Origin of the sequence: Streptomyces griseoviridis (assembly GCF_005222485.1) — a bacterium.
Lineage (GTDB): Bacteria > Actinomycetota > Actinomycetes > Streptomycetales > Streptomycetaceae > Streptomyces > Streptomyces hintoniae.
Window position 1 is genome coordinate 5,895,991 of the sequence record NZ_CP029078.1, and the last position, 17,443, is coordinate 5,913,433.

General features: G+C 71.0%; 15 protein-coding genes. 7 read left to right on the top strand and 8 right to left on the bottom strand.

Annotated features, from left to right (window positions below; translation table 11 throughout):
• The first annotated feature begins 254 nt into the window (after positions 1-254).
• The 4 genes from DDJ31_RS25605 (at position 255) to DDJ31_RS25620 (ending at position 5,029) form a co-directional block, all read left to right on the top strand.
• Positions 255-1,535: an extracellular solute-binding protein gene (locus DDJ31_RS25605; RefSeq protein ID WP_127178029.1), complete on the top strand. Its 1,281-nt coding sequence runs from the start codon at positions 255-257 to the stop codon at positions 1,533-1,535.
• Positions 1,536-1,661: 126 nt separating this feature from the next.
• Positions 1,662-2,651 (top strand): carbohydrate ABC transporter permease, encoded by a 990-nt coding sequence (locus DDJ31_RS25610; protein ID WP_127178028.1) that lies wholly within the window; start codon positions 1,662-1,664, stop codon positions 2,649-2,651.
• A complete protein-coding gene (locus tag DDJ31_RS25615) occupies positions 2,648-3,502 on the top strand; it encodes a carbohydrate ABC transporter permease (RefSeq protein ID WP_127178027.1) in 855 nt (284 codons plus the stop codon). The genes DDJ31_RS25610 and DDJ31_RS25615 overlap by 4 nt, the downstream gene beginning before the upstream one ends.
• A 9-nt stretch (positions 3,503-3,511) precedes the next feature.
• The gene (locus DDJ31_RS25620; protein WP_127178026.1) at positions 3,512-5,029 is read left to right on the top strand and encodes a glycoside hydrolase family 3 protein; all 1,518 of its coding nucleotides are present in this window, start codon (positions 3,512-3,514) and stop codon (positions 5,027-5,029) included.
• Between the two features lie 145 nt (positions 5,030-5,174).
• Here DDJ31_RS25620 and nagB read toward each other — a convergent pair whose 3' ends face one another.
• The gene (nagB, locus tag DDJ31_RS25625) at positions 5,175-5,960 is read right to left on the bottom strand and encodes a glucosamine-6-phosphate deaminase (protein ID WP_127178025.1); all 786 of its coding nucleotides are present in this window, start codon (positions 5,958-5,960) and stop codon (positions 5,175-5,177) included.
• Between the two features lie 656 nt (positions 5,961-6,616).
• Here nagB and DDJ31_RS25630 point away from each other — a divergent pair.
• Positions 6,617-8,083, top strand: coding sequence for a sensor histidine kinase (locus tag DDJ31_RS25630; RefSeq protein ID WP_127182602.1), 1,467 nt, complete (start codon positions 6,617-6,619; stop codon positions 8,081-8,083).
• A gap of 241 nt (positions 8,084-8,324) precedes the next feature.
• Here the strand turns inward: DDJ31_RS25630 and DDJ31_RS25635 are convergent, their stop codons facing one another.
• Together DDJ31_RS25635 and DDJ31_RS25640 are read right to left on the bottom strand one after the other, a co-directional pair.
• The gene (locus tag DDJ31_RS25635; protein WP_003992873.1) at positions 8,325-8,582 is read right to left on the bottom strand and encodes a WhiB family transcriptional regulator; all 258 of its coding nucleotides are present in this window, start codon (positions 8,580-8,582) and stop codon (positions 8,325-8,327) included.
• A 319-nt stretch (positions 8,583-8,901) separates the two neighbouring features.
• A complete protein-coding gene (locus tag DDJ31_RS25640; RefSeq protein ID WP_127178024.1) occupies positions 8,902-9,870 on the bottom strand; it encodes a diacylglycerol/lipid kinase family protein in 969 nt (322 codons plus the stop codon).
• Between the two features lie 126 nt (positions 9,871-9,996).
• Here DDJ31_RS25640 and DDJ31_RS25645 point away from each other — a divergent pair, with 126 nt between their 5' ends.
• A complete protein-coding gene (locus tag DDJ31_RS25645) occupies positions 9,997-10,488 on the top strand; it encodes a hypothetical protein (RefSeq protein WP_127178023.1) in 492 nt (163 codons plus the stop codon).
• A gap of 21 nt (positions 10,489-10,509) precedes the next feature.
• Here DDJ31_RS25645 and DDJ31_RS25650 read toward each other — a convergent pair whose 3' ends face one another.
• The 3 genes from DDJ31_RS25650 to DDJ31_RS25660 form a co-directional block, all read right to left on the bottom strand.
• Positions 10,510-11,592 (bottom strand): RNA polymerase sigma factor SigF, encoded by a 1,083-nt coding sequence (locus DDJ31_RS25650; RefSeq protein ID WP_127178022.1) that lies wholly within the window; start codon positions 11,590-11,592, stop codon positions 10,510-10,512.
• Positions 11,589-12,002 (bottom strand): anti-sigma factor, encoded by a 414-nt coding sequence (locus DDJ31_RS25655; protein WP_015657891.1) that lies wholly within the window; start codon positions 12,000-12,002, stop codon positions 11,589-11,591. Before DDJ31_RS25655 ends, DDJ31_RS25650 begins: the two co-directional genes overlap by 4 nt.
• 261 nt (positions 12,003-12,263) lie before the next feature.
• A complete protein-coding gene (locus tag DDJ31_RS25660; RefSeq protein WP_127178021.1) occupies positions 12,264-12,524 on the bottom strand; it encodes a UBP-type zinc finger domain-containing protein in 261 nt (86 codons plus the stop codon).
• 62 nt (positions 12,525-12,586) lie between these two features.
• On the opposite strand from DDJ31_RS25660, the gene DDJ31_RS25665 reads away from it, so the two are divergent.
• The gene (locus DDJ31_RS25665) at positions 12,587-14,182 is read left to right on the top strand and encodes a Na+/H+ antiporter (RefSeq protein ID WP_127178020.1); all 1,596 of its coding nucleotides are present in this window, start codon (positions 12,587-12,589) and stop codon (positions 14,180-14,182) included.
• Between the two features lie 1,068 nt (positions 14,183-15,250).
• Here the strand turns inward: DDJ31_RS25665 and DDJ31_RS25670 are convergent.
• Positions 15,251-16,336 carry a 1-aminocyclopropane-1-carboxylate deaminase/D-cysteine desulfhydrase gene (locus DDJ31_RS25670; protein WP_240678079.1) on the bottom strand — a complete coding sequence of 362 codons (1,086 nt, stop codon included), beginning with the start codon at positions 16,334-16,336 and terminating at the stop codon, positions 15,251-15,253.
• Between the two features lie 245 nt (positions 16,337-16,581).
• Positions 16,582-17,172 carry an N-acetylmuramoyl-L-alanine amidase gene (locus tag DDJ31_RS25675; protein ID WP_127178019.1) on the bottom strand — a complete coding sequence of 197 codons (591 nt, stop codon included), beginning with the start codon at positions 17,170-17,172 and terminating at the stop codon, positions 16,582-16,584.
• Between the last annotated feature and the right edge of the window lie 271 nt (positions 17,173-17,443).

Consider the following 17,443-nt stretch of genomic DNA (forward strand, 5'->3'; position numbering starts at 1 on the left):
TGGTCTACCGGGAGCGCCCCCGGAAGCGGCCGGATTTTCGAGGGCTTCTTACTTAAAGGTTCCTGCATATGTAGGTCCCATAACGGCTGGTCGGAGCCTATTCGGCCACCCTTGACACGCTTCTTGGTCTGGGCCAAGCTCCCCCTACTGGTCTACACCATTGGTCCAGGTCCCGGCTCCACGGGCGGTACGTATGTCGACGACGGACACCGCGGGGAGGCAGGGGGGTTTGTGGCATCCCTGAGGAGGATGGCGTGAAGCGCAAGCTGATAGCCGCGATCGGTATCGCGGGCATGATGGTCTCCATCGCGGCATGCGGGGACAGTGACAAGGGCTCGGACAAGCAGGGCGCGGACGCCAAGGAGCTGACCGTCTGGCTCACCGTCGACGCTCAGAACAACTGGCCCGACCTGGTGAAGGCCGCCGACGCGGCGATCACCAAGAAGCACCCCGGCATCAAGATCAACCACGAGTACTACGGCTGGCCGGACAAGAACACCAAGCTCGACGCGGTCCTCGCCACCGACAAGGCGCCGGACGTCGTCGAGATGGGCAACACCGAGATGCTCGGCTACATGGTCAAGGGCGCCTTCGCGCCCCTCGACACGGCCAAGTTCGACAACTCGTCCGCCTGGCTCGACGGCCTCAAGGCCTCGGTGACCTACGAGGACAAGACCTACGGCGTCCCGTACTACGCCGGCGGCCGGGTCGCCAACTGGCGCAAGGACGTGTTCGCCGCGGCGGGCGTCAAGACGCCCCCGAAGACGTACGCGGAGCTGACCGCCGCCCTGGACAAGGTCCAGAAGAAGGAGGGCGACAAGTTCTCCGCCTGGTACCAGCCCACCCGTGACTGGTACGCGGCCATGTCCTTCGTCTACGACGCCGGCGGCGCCATCGCCAAGGAGGAGGGCGGTCAGTGGAAGGGCAGCCTCTCCTCGCCCGAGTCCCTCAAGGGCCTCGGTGAGTTCAAGAACGTCGTCGACAAGTACATGCACGGCGACAAGACCAAGGACGAGTCCGACCGCTACATCGTGTACGGCCAGGGCAAGTCGGGCATGATCTTCGGTGCGGCCTGGGAGGGCGCGACCTCCGCCGACCCGAAGAACGACAAGACCGGCAAGCTCAAGGACAACCTCGAGAACTTCGTGATGCCCGGCCCCTCCGGCAAGAACATGCCGGTCTTCCTGGGCGGTTCGGACCTCGCGGTGCCGGTCAAGTCCAAGGCGCAGGAAGTCGCCGCCGAGTGGATCAACGCCTTCACCGGTCCCGCCGGACAGAAGGCCCTGATCGCCAAGGGCAACCTGCCCAACAACAAGACCGACCTCGCGACCCTCAAGAGCGACCCGGCGACGGCGGTCCCGGCCACCGCGGCCGAGTCCAACTGGTTCGTCCCGATGGCGCCCGGCTGGGGCCAGGTCGAGAAGGCCCAGGTCCTCCAGACGATGCTCCAGAACATCGGCACCGGCAAGAAGTCGGTCGAGGACGCCGCGAAGGAAGCGGACGCCGCGATCGACAAGGTCATCAACACCAAGTGACGCGAGGCGGGACCCCGTCCACCGACGGGGTCCCGCCTTCCGTGGGACCTGTACGACCGCCAGGGCGGGAGGTACGGGGCTCGTGGGACCCGTACGACCTGATGAGGGACCGCTGAGGAGCGCGCGATGAGTGCCGCAGACACCACCACCCCCGCCAAGGTGCCGCCACCGCGGCAGGCACCGCCACCGCCCGCCGCCGGGAAGCCGCGGCGCGCGAGGACCCCGGGCGGCGCGACGACCACTCCGTGGCTGCTGCTCGCCCCCTGCCTGCTGATCCTGGCGCTGGTCCTCGGCTATCCGCTGTTCCGCCTGCTCAGCCTCTCCTTCCAGAAGTTCGGGCAGTCCCAGCTCTGGGGCTTCCAGCCCGCCGAGTGGGTCGGCTTCGACAACTTCACCAAGGTGCTCGGGGACGGCGAGTTCTGGCAGGTCGTGCTGCGCACGATCGTCTTCGCGGCCGGCTCGGTCGTCTTCACCATGGTGATCGGCATGCTGGTCGCGCTGCTCCTGCAGCGGGTCTCCGGCTGGGTCAAGACCCTGATCAACATCGTGCTCGTGGCCAGCTGGGGCATGCCGATCATCGTCGCCACCACCGTCTTCAAGTGGCTGTTCGACGCCGACTACGGCATCCTCAACGCGCTGCTCAGCAAGCTCCCCGGCGTCGAGATGATCGGCCACAACTGGTTCGCCAGCGGGCCCCAGGGCCTGGCCGTGATCATGCTGCTGGTGATCTGGGGCGCCGTCCCGTTCGTGGTGATCACCCTCAGCGCCGGCCTCACCCAGGTACCGGCCGAACTGGAGGAGGCCGCCCGGCTCGACGGCGCGGGCGCCTGGGGCGTCTTCCGGTACGTCACCCTGCCCATCCTCAAGCCGATCATCGTGATGCTCACGACCCTGTCGGTCATCTGGGACATGGGCGTCTTCCCGCAGGTCTTCGTGATGCGCAACGGCCATCCGGAGGCGGAGTTCCAACTCCTCACCACGTACTCGTACGACCGTGCCTTCGTGGTCAACGACTACGCGCAGGGCTCGGCGATCGCCCTCATCACCGTGCTGCTGCTGCTCGGTGTCGTCGCCGTCTACATGCGTCAGATGCTGAAGATCGGAGACGTCGAATGAGTGCCGTGACCGCCCCGGGCGCCGCACGCGCGCCCCGGAAGTCGAAGCTCGGCTGGAACGTCCTCGGGCTGCTGGTCTTCGTCGTCGCAGGATTCCCGGTCTACTGGATGCTGAACACGGCGTTCAAGCCGGCCAAGGACGCCATCGACCCCGACCCGAGCCTGCTGCCGTCGTCCCTGACGCTCTCCAACTTCAGCCGCGCGCTGGACATCGCGGACTTCTGGGGCCCGGTCGGACGGAGCCTGATCGTCTCCCTCTCGGTGGTCGCGATCGGCGTCTTCGTCGGGCTGCTGGCCGCGCTCGCCATCTCCCGGTTCGCCTTCCGCGGCCGGAAGATCGTGATCGTCGGCATCCTGGCGGTGCAGATGATCCCGCTGGTCGCCATGATCATCCCGGTCTTCCTGCTCCTCAACGACCTGGGCCAGTACGACAAGCTCACCGGCCTGATCATCACCTATCTGACCTTCATCCTGCCCTTCACGGTGTGGACGCTGCGCGGCTTCATCGTCAACATCCCGAAGGAGCTGGAGGAGGCGGCCATGGTCGACGGCTGCAGCCGCACCGGCGCGTTCATCCGGGTGGTCTTCCCGCTCCTCGCCCCCGGAATGGTCGCCACCTCGGTGTACGGCTTCATCCAGGCGTGGAACGAGTACCTGTACGCCCTCATGCTGCTCAGCCAGAAGAACCAGACGGCGACCGTCTGGCTCGGCAACTTCACCACCAAGCACGGCACCGAGTACGCCCCGATGATGGCGGGCGCCACCATGATGGCCCTGCCGATCGTCGTCCTCTTCCTCCTCGTCCAGCGCAAGATGGCCGCGGGCCTCACCGCGGGCGCCGTGAAGGGATAACGCCCCCCGATGACGACATTCGCCAGCGGCACCGACACCCTGACGCGGGACGCGCTCACCGTTCTCCAGCCCGGCTTCACCGGCACCACCGCCCCCGACTGGCTGCTGCGCCGGCTCGGTGAGGGCCTCGCCTCCGTCGGACTCTTCGGCCGCAACATCGCATCACCCGAGCAACTGGCCGCGCTGACCGCCCAGTTGCGCGCCGAACGGGACGACGTCCTGGTCGCCATCGACGAGGAGGGCGGCGACGTCACCCGCCTCGAAGTGCGCGCCGGGTCCTCCTACCCGGGCAACCACGCCCTCGGTGCGGTGGACGACCCCGAGCTGACCCGCGAGGTCGCCCACGACCTCGGCCGACGGCTCGCCGCCTGCGGGGTCAACCTCAACTGGGCGCCCTCCGCCGACGTCAACTCCAACCCCGACAACCCGGTGATCGGGGTCCGCTCCTTCGGCGCCGACCCCGCCCTGGTCGCCCGGCACACCGCCGCCTACGTCACCGGGCTCCAGGCCGCGGGCGTCGCCGCCTGCACCAAGCACTTCCCCGGCCACGGCGACACCGCCACCGACTCGCACCACGCGCTGCCCCGCATCGACGTGGGCCCGCGGGAACTCGCGGAGCGCGAACTCGAGCCGTTCCGCGCGGCCATCGCGGCCGGCACCCGCGCGGTGATGAGCGCGCACATCCTGGTCCCGGCGCTCGACCCGGACCTCCCGGCGACCCTCTCCCGCCGCATCCTCACCGGCCTGCTGCGCGAGGAACTCGGCTACGACGGCCTGATCGTCACCGACGGCATGGAGATGCAGGCCATCTCCGCGACCTACGGCATCGAACGCGGCAGCGTTCTCGCCATCGCCGCGGGCGCCGACGCGATCTGCGTGGGCGGCGGCCTCGCCGACGACGACACGGTCCGCAGGCTGCGCGACGCCCTGGTCACCGCCGTCCGCACCGGCGAACTCGCCGAGGAACGCCTCGCCGAGGCGGCGGCCCGGGTACGGACGCTCGCCACCTGGACGACGGCCGAGGCACCCCGGGGCGCGACTCCGGGCGGGCCGGTCTCCGACGTCGGCCTGCGGGCGGCCCGGCGGGCGCTGCGGATCACGGCGGCGGACGCGGGACCGGACGCCACCCCCTTCACCCCGCTCACCGCACCGCCCTACGTCGCCGCCCTCACCCCCGTCGCCAACATCGCCGTCGGCGACGAGACCCCGTGGGGCGTGGCCGCGGAACTGCTCCGGCTGCTCCCCGGCACCGGGACCGGCAGCTTCTCCGGCGACGACGCCGGCCGCGACGCCCTGGAGGCGGCCGGCCCCCGTCGCGTCGTCGCCGTCGTCCGCGACGAACACCGGCATCCGTGGATGGCGTCGGCCCTCGACACCCTGCTCGCGGCCCGCCCGGACACCGTGGTGGTCGAGATGGGCATCCCGCAGGCTCCGCCCCGAGGCGCCCTGCACATCGCCACCCACGGAGCGGCCCGGGTCTGCGGCCGCGCGGCGGCGGAGATCATCGCGGGCGCGGAGCAGGCGTGACAACGTAGTCGACCGCAGGACGACGGAAGGCGACCGCCCGGCGGTCGCCTCCCCCCTGACGACGGGCGCGCACCGCCGCCGTCACACCCCCTGAACGCGGAAGGCGCCGGCCCCCCTCACCGGGACCGGCGCCTTCCGCGCGTGCTCAGATGCCCTGCCACTCCGGCTTGTTGACGTAGGTGTGGCGGAAGTAGTCCGCGAGCTTGAGCTTGGACGCGGCGGCCTCGTCGACGACGACCGTGGCGTGCCCGTGCAACTGGAGCGCGGAGGCCGGGCAGACGGCGGCCACCGGACCCTCGACGGTCGCCGCGACCGCGTCGGCCTTGCCCTCACCGGTCGCGAGCAGCACCAGGTGCCTGGCCTCCAGGATGGTGCCGATGCCCTGGGTGATGACGTGGTGCGGGACCTGCGCCAGATCGCCGTCGAAGAAGCGCGCGTTGTCGATCCGGGTCTGCTCGGTCAGCGTCTTGATGCGGGTGCGGGAGACGAGGGAGGAGCACGGCTCGTTGAAGCCGATGTGCCCGTCCGTGCCGATCCCGAGGATCTGGAGGTCGACGCCGCCCGCCTCGGCCAGCGCCCGGTCGTACTCCTCGCAGGCGGCCCGCACGTCCTCGGCGGCGCCGTCCGGGCCCAGGAAGGCGTCCATGCCGATGGACAGCCGGTCCAGCACCTCGCGGCGCAGTACCGAACGGTAGGACTCGGGGTGGTCGGCCGGCAGCCCGACGTACTCGTCGAGCTGCGCGATCCGCGCCCGCGTGGTGTCCACGGCACCGGAGCGCACCTTCGCCGCCAGCGCCTGGTAGACGGGCAGCGGCGTCGAACCGGTGGCCACCCCGAGCAGGGCGTCGGGCTTGCGCCGCAGCAGCTGCGCCAGGGCGTCGGCGATCAGCTCGCCGCCCGCCGCGGCGTCCGGGACGATGACAACTTCCACGCTGGTCCTGCCGATCTGAGGGGACGGTCCACGCGGACGGTCCGGAGAGGGCTATGTGGTTTAGACCAATCTAACAGAATTGACTCCGACGGCCCAGGTGCGAGCGGGTGGGAGAAGGGGAGGGGCGAGCCGTGCCCGGCCGGTGTCGGCCGTCGAGATCGGCCGCTCCGACCGGTCCCACGGGCGAGGCGCACGGGTTAGGCTGCGGGAAGGATGCTAGGGCGTCCACGTAGTTGCGGCGCGGGCGTCCGGGTATGCCCCACGGTGTCCTGGCGGCGGCGGAGCGCCCGCGGTGATCCGCTCGCACCGGGGCGGGCGCGGCGGCGACGGAGCGCCGAAAGCGCCAACAACAAACACAGTCCCACGCATGGACACGCGTAGTGGTCTAGTCCACAATCGTAGAAGTGGCCTCGCAACGGCCACAGACGCACAGCTTCCGCCTTCCCCGCACAGGAGGGCGGACCGAGGACCCGGAGCTCTCTGCCCTGACTGCCCCGGATCCTCATCCTTCGGCCGACCGGGACCGCACACCCCACGGCCGATGCTGCTCCGGGCTGCGGTGCCGGGAGGGTTGAGGGTCCCTCCCAGGCGCCGCGGCCCGCGGGTGTCCCGAGGGGCCCCGCAAACCGGGAGGTACGCTCCCTTCCGTGCCCTCCATGAACGAACTGGTCCGCCAGCACACCGCCCTAGACGACTCCGACCTGGAGTGGCTGCATCTGCTGGTCTCGGAGTGGCAGTTGCTCTCCGACCTCTCCTTCGCCGACCTGGTCCTGTGGGTCCCCACCCGCGACGGCACCCGGTACGTCTCGGTCGCCCAGATGCGCCCGAACACCGGGCCGACCTCCTACCAGGACGACATGGTCGGCCATCTCGTCCCGCGCGGCCGGCGCCCCATGCTCGACGCCGCCCACGACGAGGGCCGGATCGTGCGCGAGGGCGACCCCGAATGGCGCGAGGAAGTCCCGGTCCGGGTCGAGTCGATCCCGGTACGGCGCGAGGGCCGGGTCCTCGGGGTCATCGCCCGCAACACCAACCTGCTCACCGTGCGCACCCCGAGCCGTCTGGAACTGACGTATCTGCAGAGCGCGTCCGACCTCGCGCAGATGATCGCGGCCGGCTCGTTCCCGTTCCCGAACCAGCAGATGGACATGGACGCGGCCCCCCGGGTCGGCGACGGCCTGCTCAGGCTCGACGCGGACGGCGTCGTCCAGTACGCCTCCCCGAACGCGCTCTCCGCCTACCACCGGATGGGCCTCGCCTCCGACCTGGTCGGCCAGCACCTGGGTGTCACGACCGCCGAACTCGCCCCGACCCGGGGGCCGGTGGACGAGGCCCTGGCCAAGCTCGCCAGCGGCTGGGCGCCCCGCGAGTTCGAGATCGAGGCGCACGACGGGGTGATCCAGTTCCGGGCGATCCCGCTCAAGCCGAAGGGCACCCGGATCGGTTCGCTCGTGCTGCTCCGGGACGTCACCGAACTGCGGCGCCGCGAACGCGAGTTGATCACCAAGGACGCGACCATCCGGGAGATCCACCACCGGGTCAAGAACAACCTCCAGACGGTCGCAGCCCTGCTGCGGCTCCAGGCCCGCCGTATCGAGTCCGACCGCGGCCGTGAGGCGCTGGAGGAGGCGGTACGGCGGGTCGGCTCGATCGCCATCGTCCACGAGACGCTGTCTCAGAACCTGGACGAGCGGGTGGAGTTCGACGAGATCGCCGACCGGGTGCTCGCGATGGTCGCCGAGATCTCGCCCGGCAAGGTCACCGGCCGGCGTACCGGGCGGTTCGGCATCCTGGACGCCGAGGTCGCCACCCCGCTCTCCATGGTGCTGACCGAGATCCTCCAGAACGCGCTGGAGCACGGCTTCGGCGAGGGCGAGACCGGGACCGTCGAGGTGTCGGCGGTCCGTGGCGGCACCTCGAAGGAGGCCCGCCTGCTGGTCACCGTCCAGGACGACGGCGTCGGCCTGCCCGAGGGGTTCGACCCGCACACCGCGGGCAACCTCGGCCTCCAGATCGTACGGACGCTGGTGGAGGGCGAGTTGGGCGGGACGTTCGACATGGTGCCCGCGCCCGGCCGGGGGACCCGGGTGATCCTGGACGTACCGGTGCGGGCCAACAAGTAGGACGCGGAAAGCGTCGACTCACCGACGGCGGCAACTCCCCGACAACGTCAACTCACCGACAGTGTCAACTCCCCGAAAACGAAAGGCCCCGGACCTCTTGGAGGTCCGGGGCCTTTCGCTCGTTGCTGCTTTTTCGCTAAGCGTAAGCGCATCGGGGTACTGCGCGCTGCGGCTCGGGGGCGGGAGATGCGTACTCGCTGTACGCGCCGCCAAGCTCAGGCTGTGTACGGGGTGGATGTGGTCAGGCGGAAGCCTGACGAGCCCTGTTGCGGGCGGCGCGGCGCTTCATGGCACGGCGCTCGTCCTCGCTGAGACCACCCCAGACGCCGGAGTCCTGGCCGGACTCAAGCGCCCACTGCAGACACTGCTCGATAACCGGGCAGCGACGGCAGACGGCCTTGGCTTCCTCGATCTGCAGCAGCGCAGGACCGGTGTTGCCGATGGGGAAGAAGAGCTCGGGGTCTTCCTCGCGGCAAACGGCGTTGTGACGCCAGTCCATGGCTGCTACCTCTCCTTGGTATTACGTGCAAGTTGCTTGTGAATGTGAACGCTTTCACGAATCCCTCAACAAGTGAAGGGCCTACCGCCAGGTTCCCTGGTGTGGTCCTGTGTTTCGAAGAGGGGTTCCGGTGATCTGTGGAGGCTGGTGTTGCGGGCCGTCCCGATCGCCACGTAGAGACTCGCAAACCTCAGCGGCGGATACAACCCCTTCTGGAAAGTTTTTTTTGATTCCTCGGTGTCGACTAGGTCACAGCCGTACTTCCATGGGGTGGACCCTGGCCTAAACGTTCGAGTGAAAGGACTTTGGCCTTTTCTGCTCACACAATCACACGCAGTGCACGGCGTACGCCTGTGAACGTCACGCTTCTGCGCAGTCCGAGGTGGTCGCCGTCCATCTGGAGGGGGAGGGGGGCCTTCGAATGCAAGGTGAACTGGTCCAGGTCGTGCAGGGCCACCGCATGCCTGCCATGGGGTCCCCGGTCGGGGGACGAAGTGAGCAATTGTGTGGCATACCGGGCAACCGCCACGGTCGACATGCGGCTGAGACCCACTACGTCGAGCCCGGTATCGAACGAAGCCTTAGGCGCGGCGTACACCGGACGATTGCCCAGATACGTCCACGGCGAGGTGTTGCAGATTATGGAGAGCACCAGATCGGTCACGGGATCGGCCCCCGGACGCTCCAAAGTGATAGTCCCCTGGCGGCGGTTGGGCTCCTGGAGGAACTGGCGCATGACCTGACGGAGATAGAGCGCGTGCGTGGATTTCTTGCCGCGCTCGCGCTGTTGTTCCACTCGCCCGACCACACCCGCGTCGAATCCGAGACCCGCGCAGAAAGTGAACCAACGGGCGGGCGCCGCCTCGTCGTCGGTACCCGGGGTGCCTTCGGCCCGCCCCATTCCCACCGTGCGTTCGCTGTTCTCACGCAGCGCGTCCAGCAGGGCGCCGGTCGCCTCGACCGCGTCGTTCGGCAGGCCGAGCGCGCGGGCGAAGACGTTCGTGGAGCCGCCGGGCACCACCGCGAGGCGCGGCAGCCGCTCGGGGTCGGGGCCCGCGTGCAGCAGACCGTTGACCACCTCGTTGACCGTGCCGTCGCCGCCGAGGGCCACCACCAGGTCGATGTCGTCGCTGTCCGCGGCGTGCCGGGCGAGGTCGCGCGCGTGCCCCCGGTACTCGGTGGTGATCGCCTCCAGCTTCATCTCGCTGGCGAGCGCGTGGATCAGGACATCGCGCGTACGTGCGCTTGTGGTGGTTGCCGCCGGATTGACCACGAGGAGTGCACGCATGCGTTGCAGGTTACCTACTGGGTGGTACCCGGCACAGGCCGAGGTAGGGATCGGGTAAGAGGTGACGGCGTGAGCCTCGCCACGGACGGCCCCGGGCGCCGCGCCGCCGACGGCTACCCTGCTCAGGTGACCAGTGAGCCGAACCCCGCCACCGAGGACCCCGCCGTCCGCTCCGCCGACCGCCGCCCGCGCCGGCTGACGTACGCCGCCGCGCTCGCCGCGCTGGAAGGGGTCGCGCTCGTCGTCGGCGGCGCGTGGATGCTCGTCGGGGGCCTCACCGGGGAACCGGACGACCGCCGCTCCGCCGTCACCGGCGGGATCACCCTGCTCGCGCTCGCGCTGCTGCCGCTGCTGGCCGCCCGCGGGCTGCTGGGGCTGCGCGGCTGGAGCCGGGGGCCCGCGGTGATCACCCAGATCATGGCGCTGCCGGTCGCCTACACCCTGCTCCAGGCCGACAGCGTGGCCATCCCCGCCGGGATCGTCCTCGGGATCGTCGCCGTCGTGGCGCTGGCGCTGCTGCTGCACCCGGAGACGAACCGGGCCCTCGGCATCCGAGGGCCCGGGGCCGCGAGCGACGACGCGAAGCGCGGCGAGGAGCAGCGCGGCGCCGGGAAGTAGACCGCCGCGGCGGGCGCGGGGCTACTCCTCGACGAGGAGCTTCTCCCGCAGCTGCGCCAGGGTCCGCGCGAGCAGGCGCGACACATGCATCTGCGAGATGCCGACCTCCTGGGCGATCTGCGACTGCGTCATGTTGCCGAAGAAGCGCAGCAGCAGGATCCGCTTCTCCCGGGGCGGCAGATCCTCCAGGAGCGGCTTGAGGGACTCGCGGTACTCGACGCCTTCGAGCGCCTCGTCCTCCGCGCCCAGGGTGTCCGCGACGGCCGGGGACTCGTCGTCGGTGTCCGGCACGTCGAGGGAGAGCGTCGAGTAGGCGTTGGCCGACTCCAGGCCCTCGAGGACCTCCTCCTCCGAGATCGCCAGCTTCTCGGCGAGTTCGTGGACGGTGGGGGAGCGGCCGTGCTGCTGGGAGAGTTCCGCCGTCGCCGTGGTGAGCGCCAGCCGCAGCTCCTGGAGCCGGCGCGGCACCCGCACCGCCCAGCCCTTGTCCCGGAAGTGCCGCTTGATCTCGCCGACGACCGTCGGTGTCGCGTACGTCGAGAACTCGACCCCGCGGTCCGGGTCGAAGCGGTCCACCGACTTGATCAGACCGATGGTGGCGACCTGGGTGAGGTCGTCCAGCGGCTCGCCGCGGTTGCGGAAGCGGCGGGCGAGGTGCTCGACGAGCGGCAGATGCATCCGCACCAGCCGGTTGCGCAGCTCCGCGTACTCCGGGCTGCCGTCCCGCAGGCCCCGCAGCTCGATGAACAGCGCCCGCGCCCCACTGCGGTCGTGCACGTCGTGATGGGTGGCCGGCGGCGCGGCCGGTGGAGCCTGCTGCTCGTCTCGCTGGTGCTCGCTCATCGTCCCGCCCGTTGTCCTTCGCTGAGCTCTCGCCTCCGGGCGGACCGGTGAGACTCCGTTCCGCCCGTCCGGGGGCGCGCTCAGCGAGGCGCCTTCCCCCTCCCGTCCCCCGTCGTCCTGCGGGTGCGGGCGGGCCTGCTCGGGGATGCCGGTCACGCCGTCGACGGCGTCCCCCGTGCGCCGGGAACCGTCTGTGCCGTCGGCCGGTGGTTCCCGGGTGCCGCGTTCTTCGTCACGCACCGGCCCTTCCCCTGTCCTCACGCCGGCCCGGGTCCCGCGCCGCGCTGTTTGTAGAGGCTGATCGAAACGGTCTTGTCGTCGTCCACCGCGGAGGAGACCTTGCCTGCCAGGGCGGACAGGACCGTCCAGGCGAAGGTGTCGCGGGACGGGGCGTGGCCGTCGGTGGTCGGCGCCGAGACGGTGACCTCCAGCGAATCGTCGACCAGTCGGAAGACACAACTGAGCACCGAGCCGGGCACGGCCTGCTGGAGCAGGATCGCGCAGGCCTCGTCCACCGCGATGCGGAGGTCCTCGATCTCGTCGAGGGTGAAGTCCAAACGGGCCGCGAGGCCGGCCGTGGCCGTACGCAGCACCGACAGGTAGGCACCCGCGGCCGGCAGCCGGACTTCCACGAAGTCCTGGGTCGCGGGCTCGCCTGCGATCTGGGACACCCTCACCTCCAAGGTGGTACAAGCTTTTCGGGGCCGGGGGTCGCCCCCCGGGGTTGACGCGATGAGTGGTTCAGCGGTGACGCTATCGCGCTCCGAACTGTCCTGTCCCCAGGACCCCATCCCCTTGCCGTCACTCATAGTAAACCTATGAATACGCTCCGTGGCTAGGGGGTCTGCGGGCCCAATTGGGAAGAGCGCGCGCCGGGTTGACGTACCCAGCCGTCGGACGGTCGAACCGTCCTGAAGCGGAGTCGCCCCGGCTCACACCAGGACGTGGTCCACGAAGCACCAACGCCAGCTCTCGCCCGGCTCGAACGTCCGCATCACGGGGTGACCGGAATCCTTGTGGTGGCCGGTGGCGTGCTGTCCTGGCGAGGAGTCGCAGCAGCCGACGTGACCGCAGGTGAGGCACAGCCGCAGCTGGACCGGGTGGGTGCCCTGCGCCAGACACTCGGGGCACGTCTCGTTCAGCGGGACGGGTTCCGGGTGCGGCAGCGCGTCGGCGTGCGTGCACTGTTTCATGATTGCCAGATTACGACCCCCGCGGGGACGACCGCGCGGAAAGACGAGGGCGGGCGAGGACGATGGACGTGATGCCACTGCTGCTGCTGGTGGCGGGGAGCGCGGCGGTGGCCGCGGCGGCCCGGCGCACACCGGTGCCCGCACCCCTGCTGCTGGTCGCGATCGGCCTGATCGTGTCGTACATCCCCGGGGTGCCCGACTACACCCTCGACCCGGAGATCGTGCTGCCCCTGGTGCTGCCGCCGCTGCTGTACACGGCGGCCACCGACAGCTCCTACCTCGACCTCAGAGCCCAGCTGCGGCCCGTCGCGCTGCTCTCCGTCGGGTACGTGCTGTTCGCGACCCTCGTGGTCGGCTGGGCCGCCTACCGGATCGTGCCCGGCCTGTCGCTGACGGCGGCCCTGGTGCTCGGCGCCGTGGTCGCGCCGCCCGACGCCGTCGCCGCCACCGCGATCGCCCGCCGGGTCGGCCTGCCCTCCCGGGTCACCACGATCCTCCAGGGCGAGTCCCTGGTGAACGACGCCACCGCGATCACCGCCTACCGGGTCGCGGTCGCGGCGGCCGTCGGCGAGGGCGCCACCTGGGCCGGCGGCATCGGCGAGTTCCTGCTCGCGGCGTTCGGCGGTGTCGGCATCGGACTGGTGCTGATGGTGCCGCTGCACTGGCTGCGCACCCGCCTCAAGGAGGCGCTGCTCCAGAACACCCTCTCCCTGCTCATCCCGTTCGTCGCCTACGCCGCCGCCGAGCAGGTGCACGCCTCCGGTGTCCTCGCCGTCGTCGTCGTCGCGCTCTGGCTCGGCCACCGCGCGTGGGAGGTCGACTTCGCGACCCGCCTCCAGGAGGAAGCCGTCTGGAAGATGGTCGCGTTCGTCCTGGAGTCCGCGGTCTTCGCCCTGATCGGCCTGCAACTGCCGATCGTCCTCAAGGGCCTCGGCGCCTACCAGGGGCTCAGCGCGGCCTGGTACGCCGTCGCCGTCTTCCTGGTTGTCGTCGCGGCCCGCTTCGTCTGGGTCTACCCGGCGACCTTCCTGCCCCGGCTGCTGTCGGCCCGCATCCGCAGGCGCGAGGAGAGCCCAGGCTGGAAGGGCCCCTTCGTCATCGGCTGGGCCGGCATGCGCGGCGTGGTCTCGCTCGCCATCGCCTTCTCGATCCCGGTCGAACTCCACGACGGCGCCCCCTTCGACGGCCGCAACCTGATCCTCTTCCTGACGTTCACCACCGTCATCGGCACCCTCGTCGTCCAGGGCGTCACCCTGCCCACCCTGATCCGGCTCCTGAAGCTGCCCGGCCGCGACACCCGGGCCGAGACGCTCGCCGAGGCCAACGCCCAGGCGCAGGCGTCCCGGGCCGCCGAACAGCGGCTCGACGCACTCCTCGCGGACGAACGCAACGCCCTCCCGCCCCCGCTCGCCGACCGGCTGCGCACCGTACTCGAACGCCGCCGCAACGCCGTCTGGGAACGCCTCGGGCAGGTCAACCCGGTCACGGGCGAGACCGCCGACGACGTCTACCGCAGGCTGTCGCGCGAGATGATCAGCTCCGAACGCGCCGTCTTCGTGAAACTCCGCGACGCCCGCTACATCGACGACGAGATGCTGCGCACCCTCCTCAGACGCCTCGACCTGGAGGAGGCGGCGGCGTACCGGGAGACCATGTGAGTCCGGCTCCTCCCCCTCCATCCCGCCGGCCGTCTCTGCTCGTGACAGAAGCGCGGTTCGGGCCTCCTGCCCCGTCGATCAGGGGCTCGGGCGCGGGGAATCCGCAGGCGGCTGCGGGACCGCGGGAGATACCTCGCCGACCTGTTGGCCGAGGCCGACGGGCTGCTGCGCGAGGCCGTTGGGCTGCTGCCCGAGGCCGGTGGGCTGCCGGTCGGCCACTGGGAGACGGTCGGCTACTGGGAGTCGGTCGGCCACTAGGAGGCGGACGCACACCGGGAGACGGTCGTCGTCGGCCGGGAGCTGTCCGTCGAGCATGCCGACCGGCCGCGTCCACGCTGACTGGCCGGCTCGCTGCTCGAACTGGCGCCGACGCACGATCCCGACGGGTCCCCGGCCCGGGTGCTGACCACGCAGCCGCCGCGCACCTGTGTGGCCGCGTGCGCGGCGCACGCTCGGGCGGACGGGCTGTCCCCGGGCGCCGATCGTGGGGACGATTCGGCCGAAAACCCTCCATCCGACGACCCGTACGGAAGGCGGTGTACGGACGCTCTTTCCGGAGGCGTTTCGCCTGCCGAGACGCTTCCGGCGGCCCGCCTGCGGACGGCCCGGTCGGCGGAGACCCTCCCGAACTCCTGGTGGAGGAAGCGGAAGCCGCCCCGCGTTGCGTCAGCCGGCACCGCCTGGTCAGTCTGTTCGGCGACGCCGACGAGCGCGGCGTGCGGGTGCGTGCTCTCGGCCAGCGCGTCACCGGGGAGTCCTGGAACTCGAACTGCGCGCCGGGAGGGCCTACTTCACCGGAACCGCGCGCTGCTCGAAGGGTGGCTGAGGTCGGTCGACCTCGCGACGGCCCCGATCACCCGCACGGCCCGGATTCGGGGGCGCGGAACACCCCGAGACGCCCGTCACCCGGCACAACCTCGCCCAGTTCCGCGCGGACGCGGGGCCGCACGGAACGCGCCGCGGCCGAGTTCGAGGCGCCGCTCGCCGACCGGCGGCGCGTTCTCGGCGACGACCACCCGAAGACCGACAACACCCGGCGGGCGTCGGCCGAACCGCGGGAGCAGGGCATCACTCCGCGAACGGCGCCCCGGTGATCACCGCGGCCACCGTCGTCCCGCGCGGGAAGGCGCCTTCCTCGGTGAGGGCGAGGAGCCCGTACAGCAACTTGGCGACATAGAGACGTTCGACGGGGACGCCGTGCCGGTCCTCGAAGTCCGCCGCGAACGCGTCGAGAGCGGGCGGCACGCGCGCGTAGCCGCCGAAGGCGAACCGGTCCTCGACGCTCCACGCCCCGACCCGATGGCCGAACGCCGCCTCCTGGAGGGCCGCCGTGTCCCGGCCGAGGAAGCCGCCCCCGAGGACCGCGACGCCCAGCGCGCGCTGCTCCCGGCCGAGCCCCGCGGCCAGCCCGGCCAACGTCCCGCCGGTGCCGCAGGCGACCCCGACGACGTCCGCGTGGCCGCGCAGCTCCGCACCGAGCGCACGGCAGCCGCGCACCGCGAGGGCGTTGCTGCCGCCCTCCGGGACGACGTACGCGCGCGTGGCGTCCGCGGCGCGCAGCACGGCCGCGAGCGTCGCGGGTTCGGGCAGGCGCCGGTAGGTCGAGCGGTCGACGAAGCGCAGCCGCATGCCGTCGGCAGCGCACCGGGCCAGGGACGCGTTGAGCGGCCGGTCGACCAGCTCCTGGCCGCGCACCACACCGACCGTGGGCAGCCCCAGGAGGCGGCCGGCGGCGGCCGTGGCGCGCAGGTGGTTGGAGTAGGCCCCGCCGAACGTGACGACGGTACGGCCGGCCGCGGCGGCGAGGTTCGGCGCCAGCTTGCGCCACTTGTTGCCGACCAGGTCCGGCTGGATCAGGTCGTCCCGCTTGACGAGCAGCCGCACCCCGTACCGCTCGAACCGCCCGTCCGTCAACTCCCGCACCGGCGACGGAAGCCGGGGGCGGAGGACGGAGCGGGGATCGAGGGCGGGGTGGGAGCCGTGAGCGGCGTGGGGTTCGAGGGCGGCGACGGGATCGCGGGGATCACCGGGATCGCTGGGAACCATGGGCCTGCTGGGACCGCTGGAACCGCTGGGGCCTTCAGGAGCGGTGTGGCCTGTGGGGTCGCGAGCGTCGGCGGGGTCGAGGGGATCGAAGGGGGCGCTGCCGGTCACGTTCCCATTGTGACCTGCGAGGTCCGGGCAGGAACGACCGCGGACGCCCCCCGCCCCGCCAGGTCGCCTCGACCGCCCCTGACGGGCCCGTGGGGGCCCTCCCGCGCGCTTCCCGAGCCCCGGGACCGCCGTCCCCCGCCGACCCGAGTCACCCGGAGCAGGCCCCCCCCCGACCTACCCGTGTCACTTCAGCCGGCCCCGGACCCGCCCGTGTCACTTCAGCCGGCCCCGGACCCCCGCCCGCGTCACTTCAGTCGGTCCCGGACCCGGCCGCGCATCCACGCCATCGTGAAGCCGCGCGGGTCGACCTTGCCCGGCTGCCACTCCAGATGACCGATCACCGACCGCTCCGTCCAGCCGTGGTGGCGGCAGACGGCCGCGGCGACCTGCTCGATCGCCTCCAGCTGCGCCTGCGGCCAGGGGTCCTTCCCGTCGCCGAGGTTCTCGCACTCGAAGCCGTAGAAGTGCGGGTTCCCGTCGGTGTTCGACTCGTTCTCGGGCGGCAGCGCCTTCTCCGCGATGACCGCGCGCAGCACGTCGTCGTCGCCGAGCCCGGCGTGGTTGGCGCGGCCGTAGCCGACCAGGTGGACCTTGCCGTCCTTGGTGATGACGCCGTGGCAGAGCGGGCCCGGCAGATCCTCGTGGCCGTCCCGGCAGAGCGTGACCGTCTTCGCGGTGCCGCTCGTCACCGTGTGGTGGATCATCACGCCGTGCACGGGACCCCACGGCCCCTTCTCGTTGCGGTTGTGGTGCTGCCAGTCGCCGACCTCGACGACGGTGACGCCCTCGGCCTTGAGGGCGCGCAGGAACGTGCCCGCGGACATGGGTGAGGCCATGACCGCCCCTTTCTTCCGTGCTGCGACGACGGCCGTCGTGCACGGCCGCTCGTACCGCTGCTTGTACCGGAAGGAGACCGTCCGCATGCCTTGTTCGGACCGCGTGCGACTCGATCCGGACATCAGGTGGCGGGGGAGTGGGGGAGTTCGGCCTGTTTGGGTGGATGCGCGAACCCCCGGGGACGCTGATCATGCCCCGGTCGGAGGTGGTCCATTCCCGCTCTTTCGGGTAATAGCATCAGCACGCTCCGTGATGAAAGGGTTGCCCGTG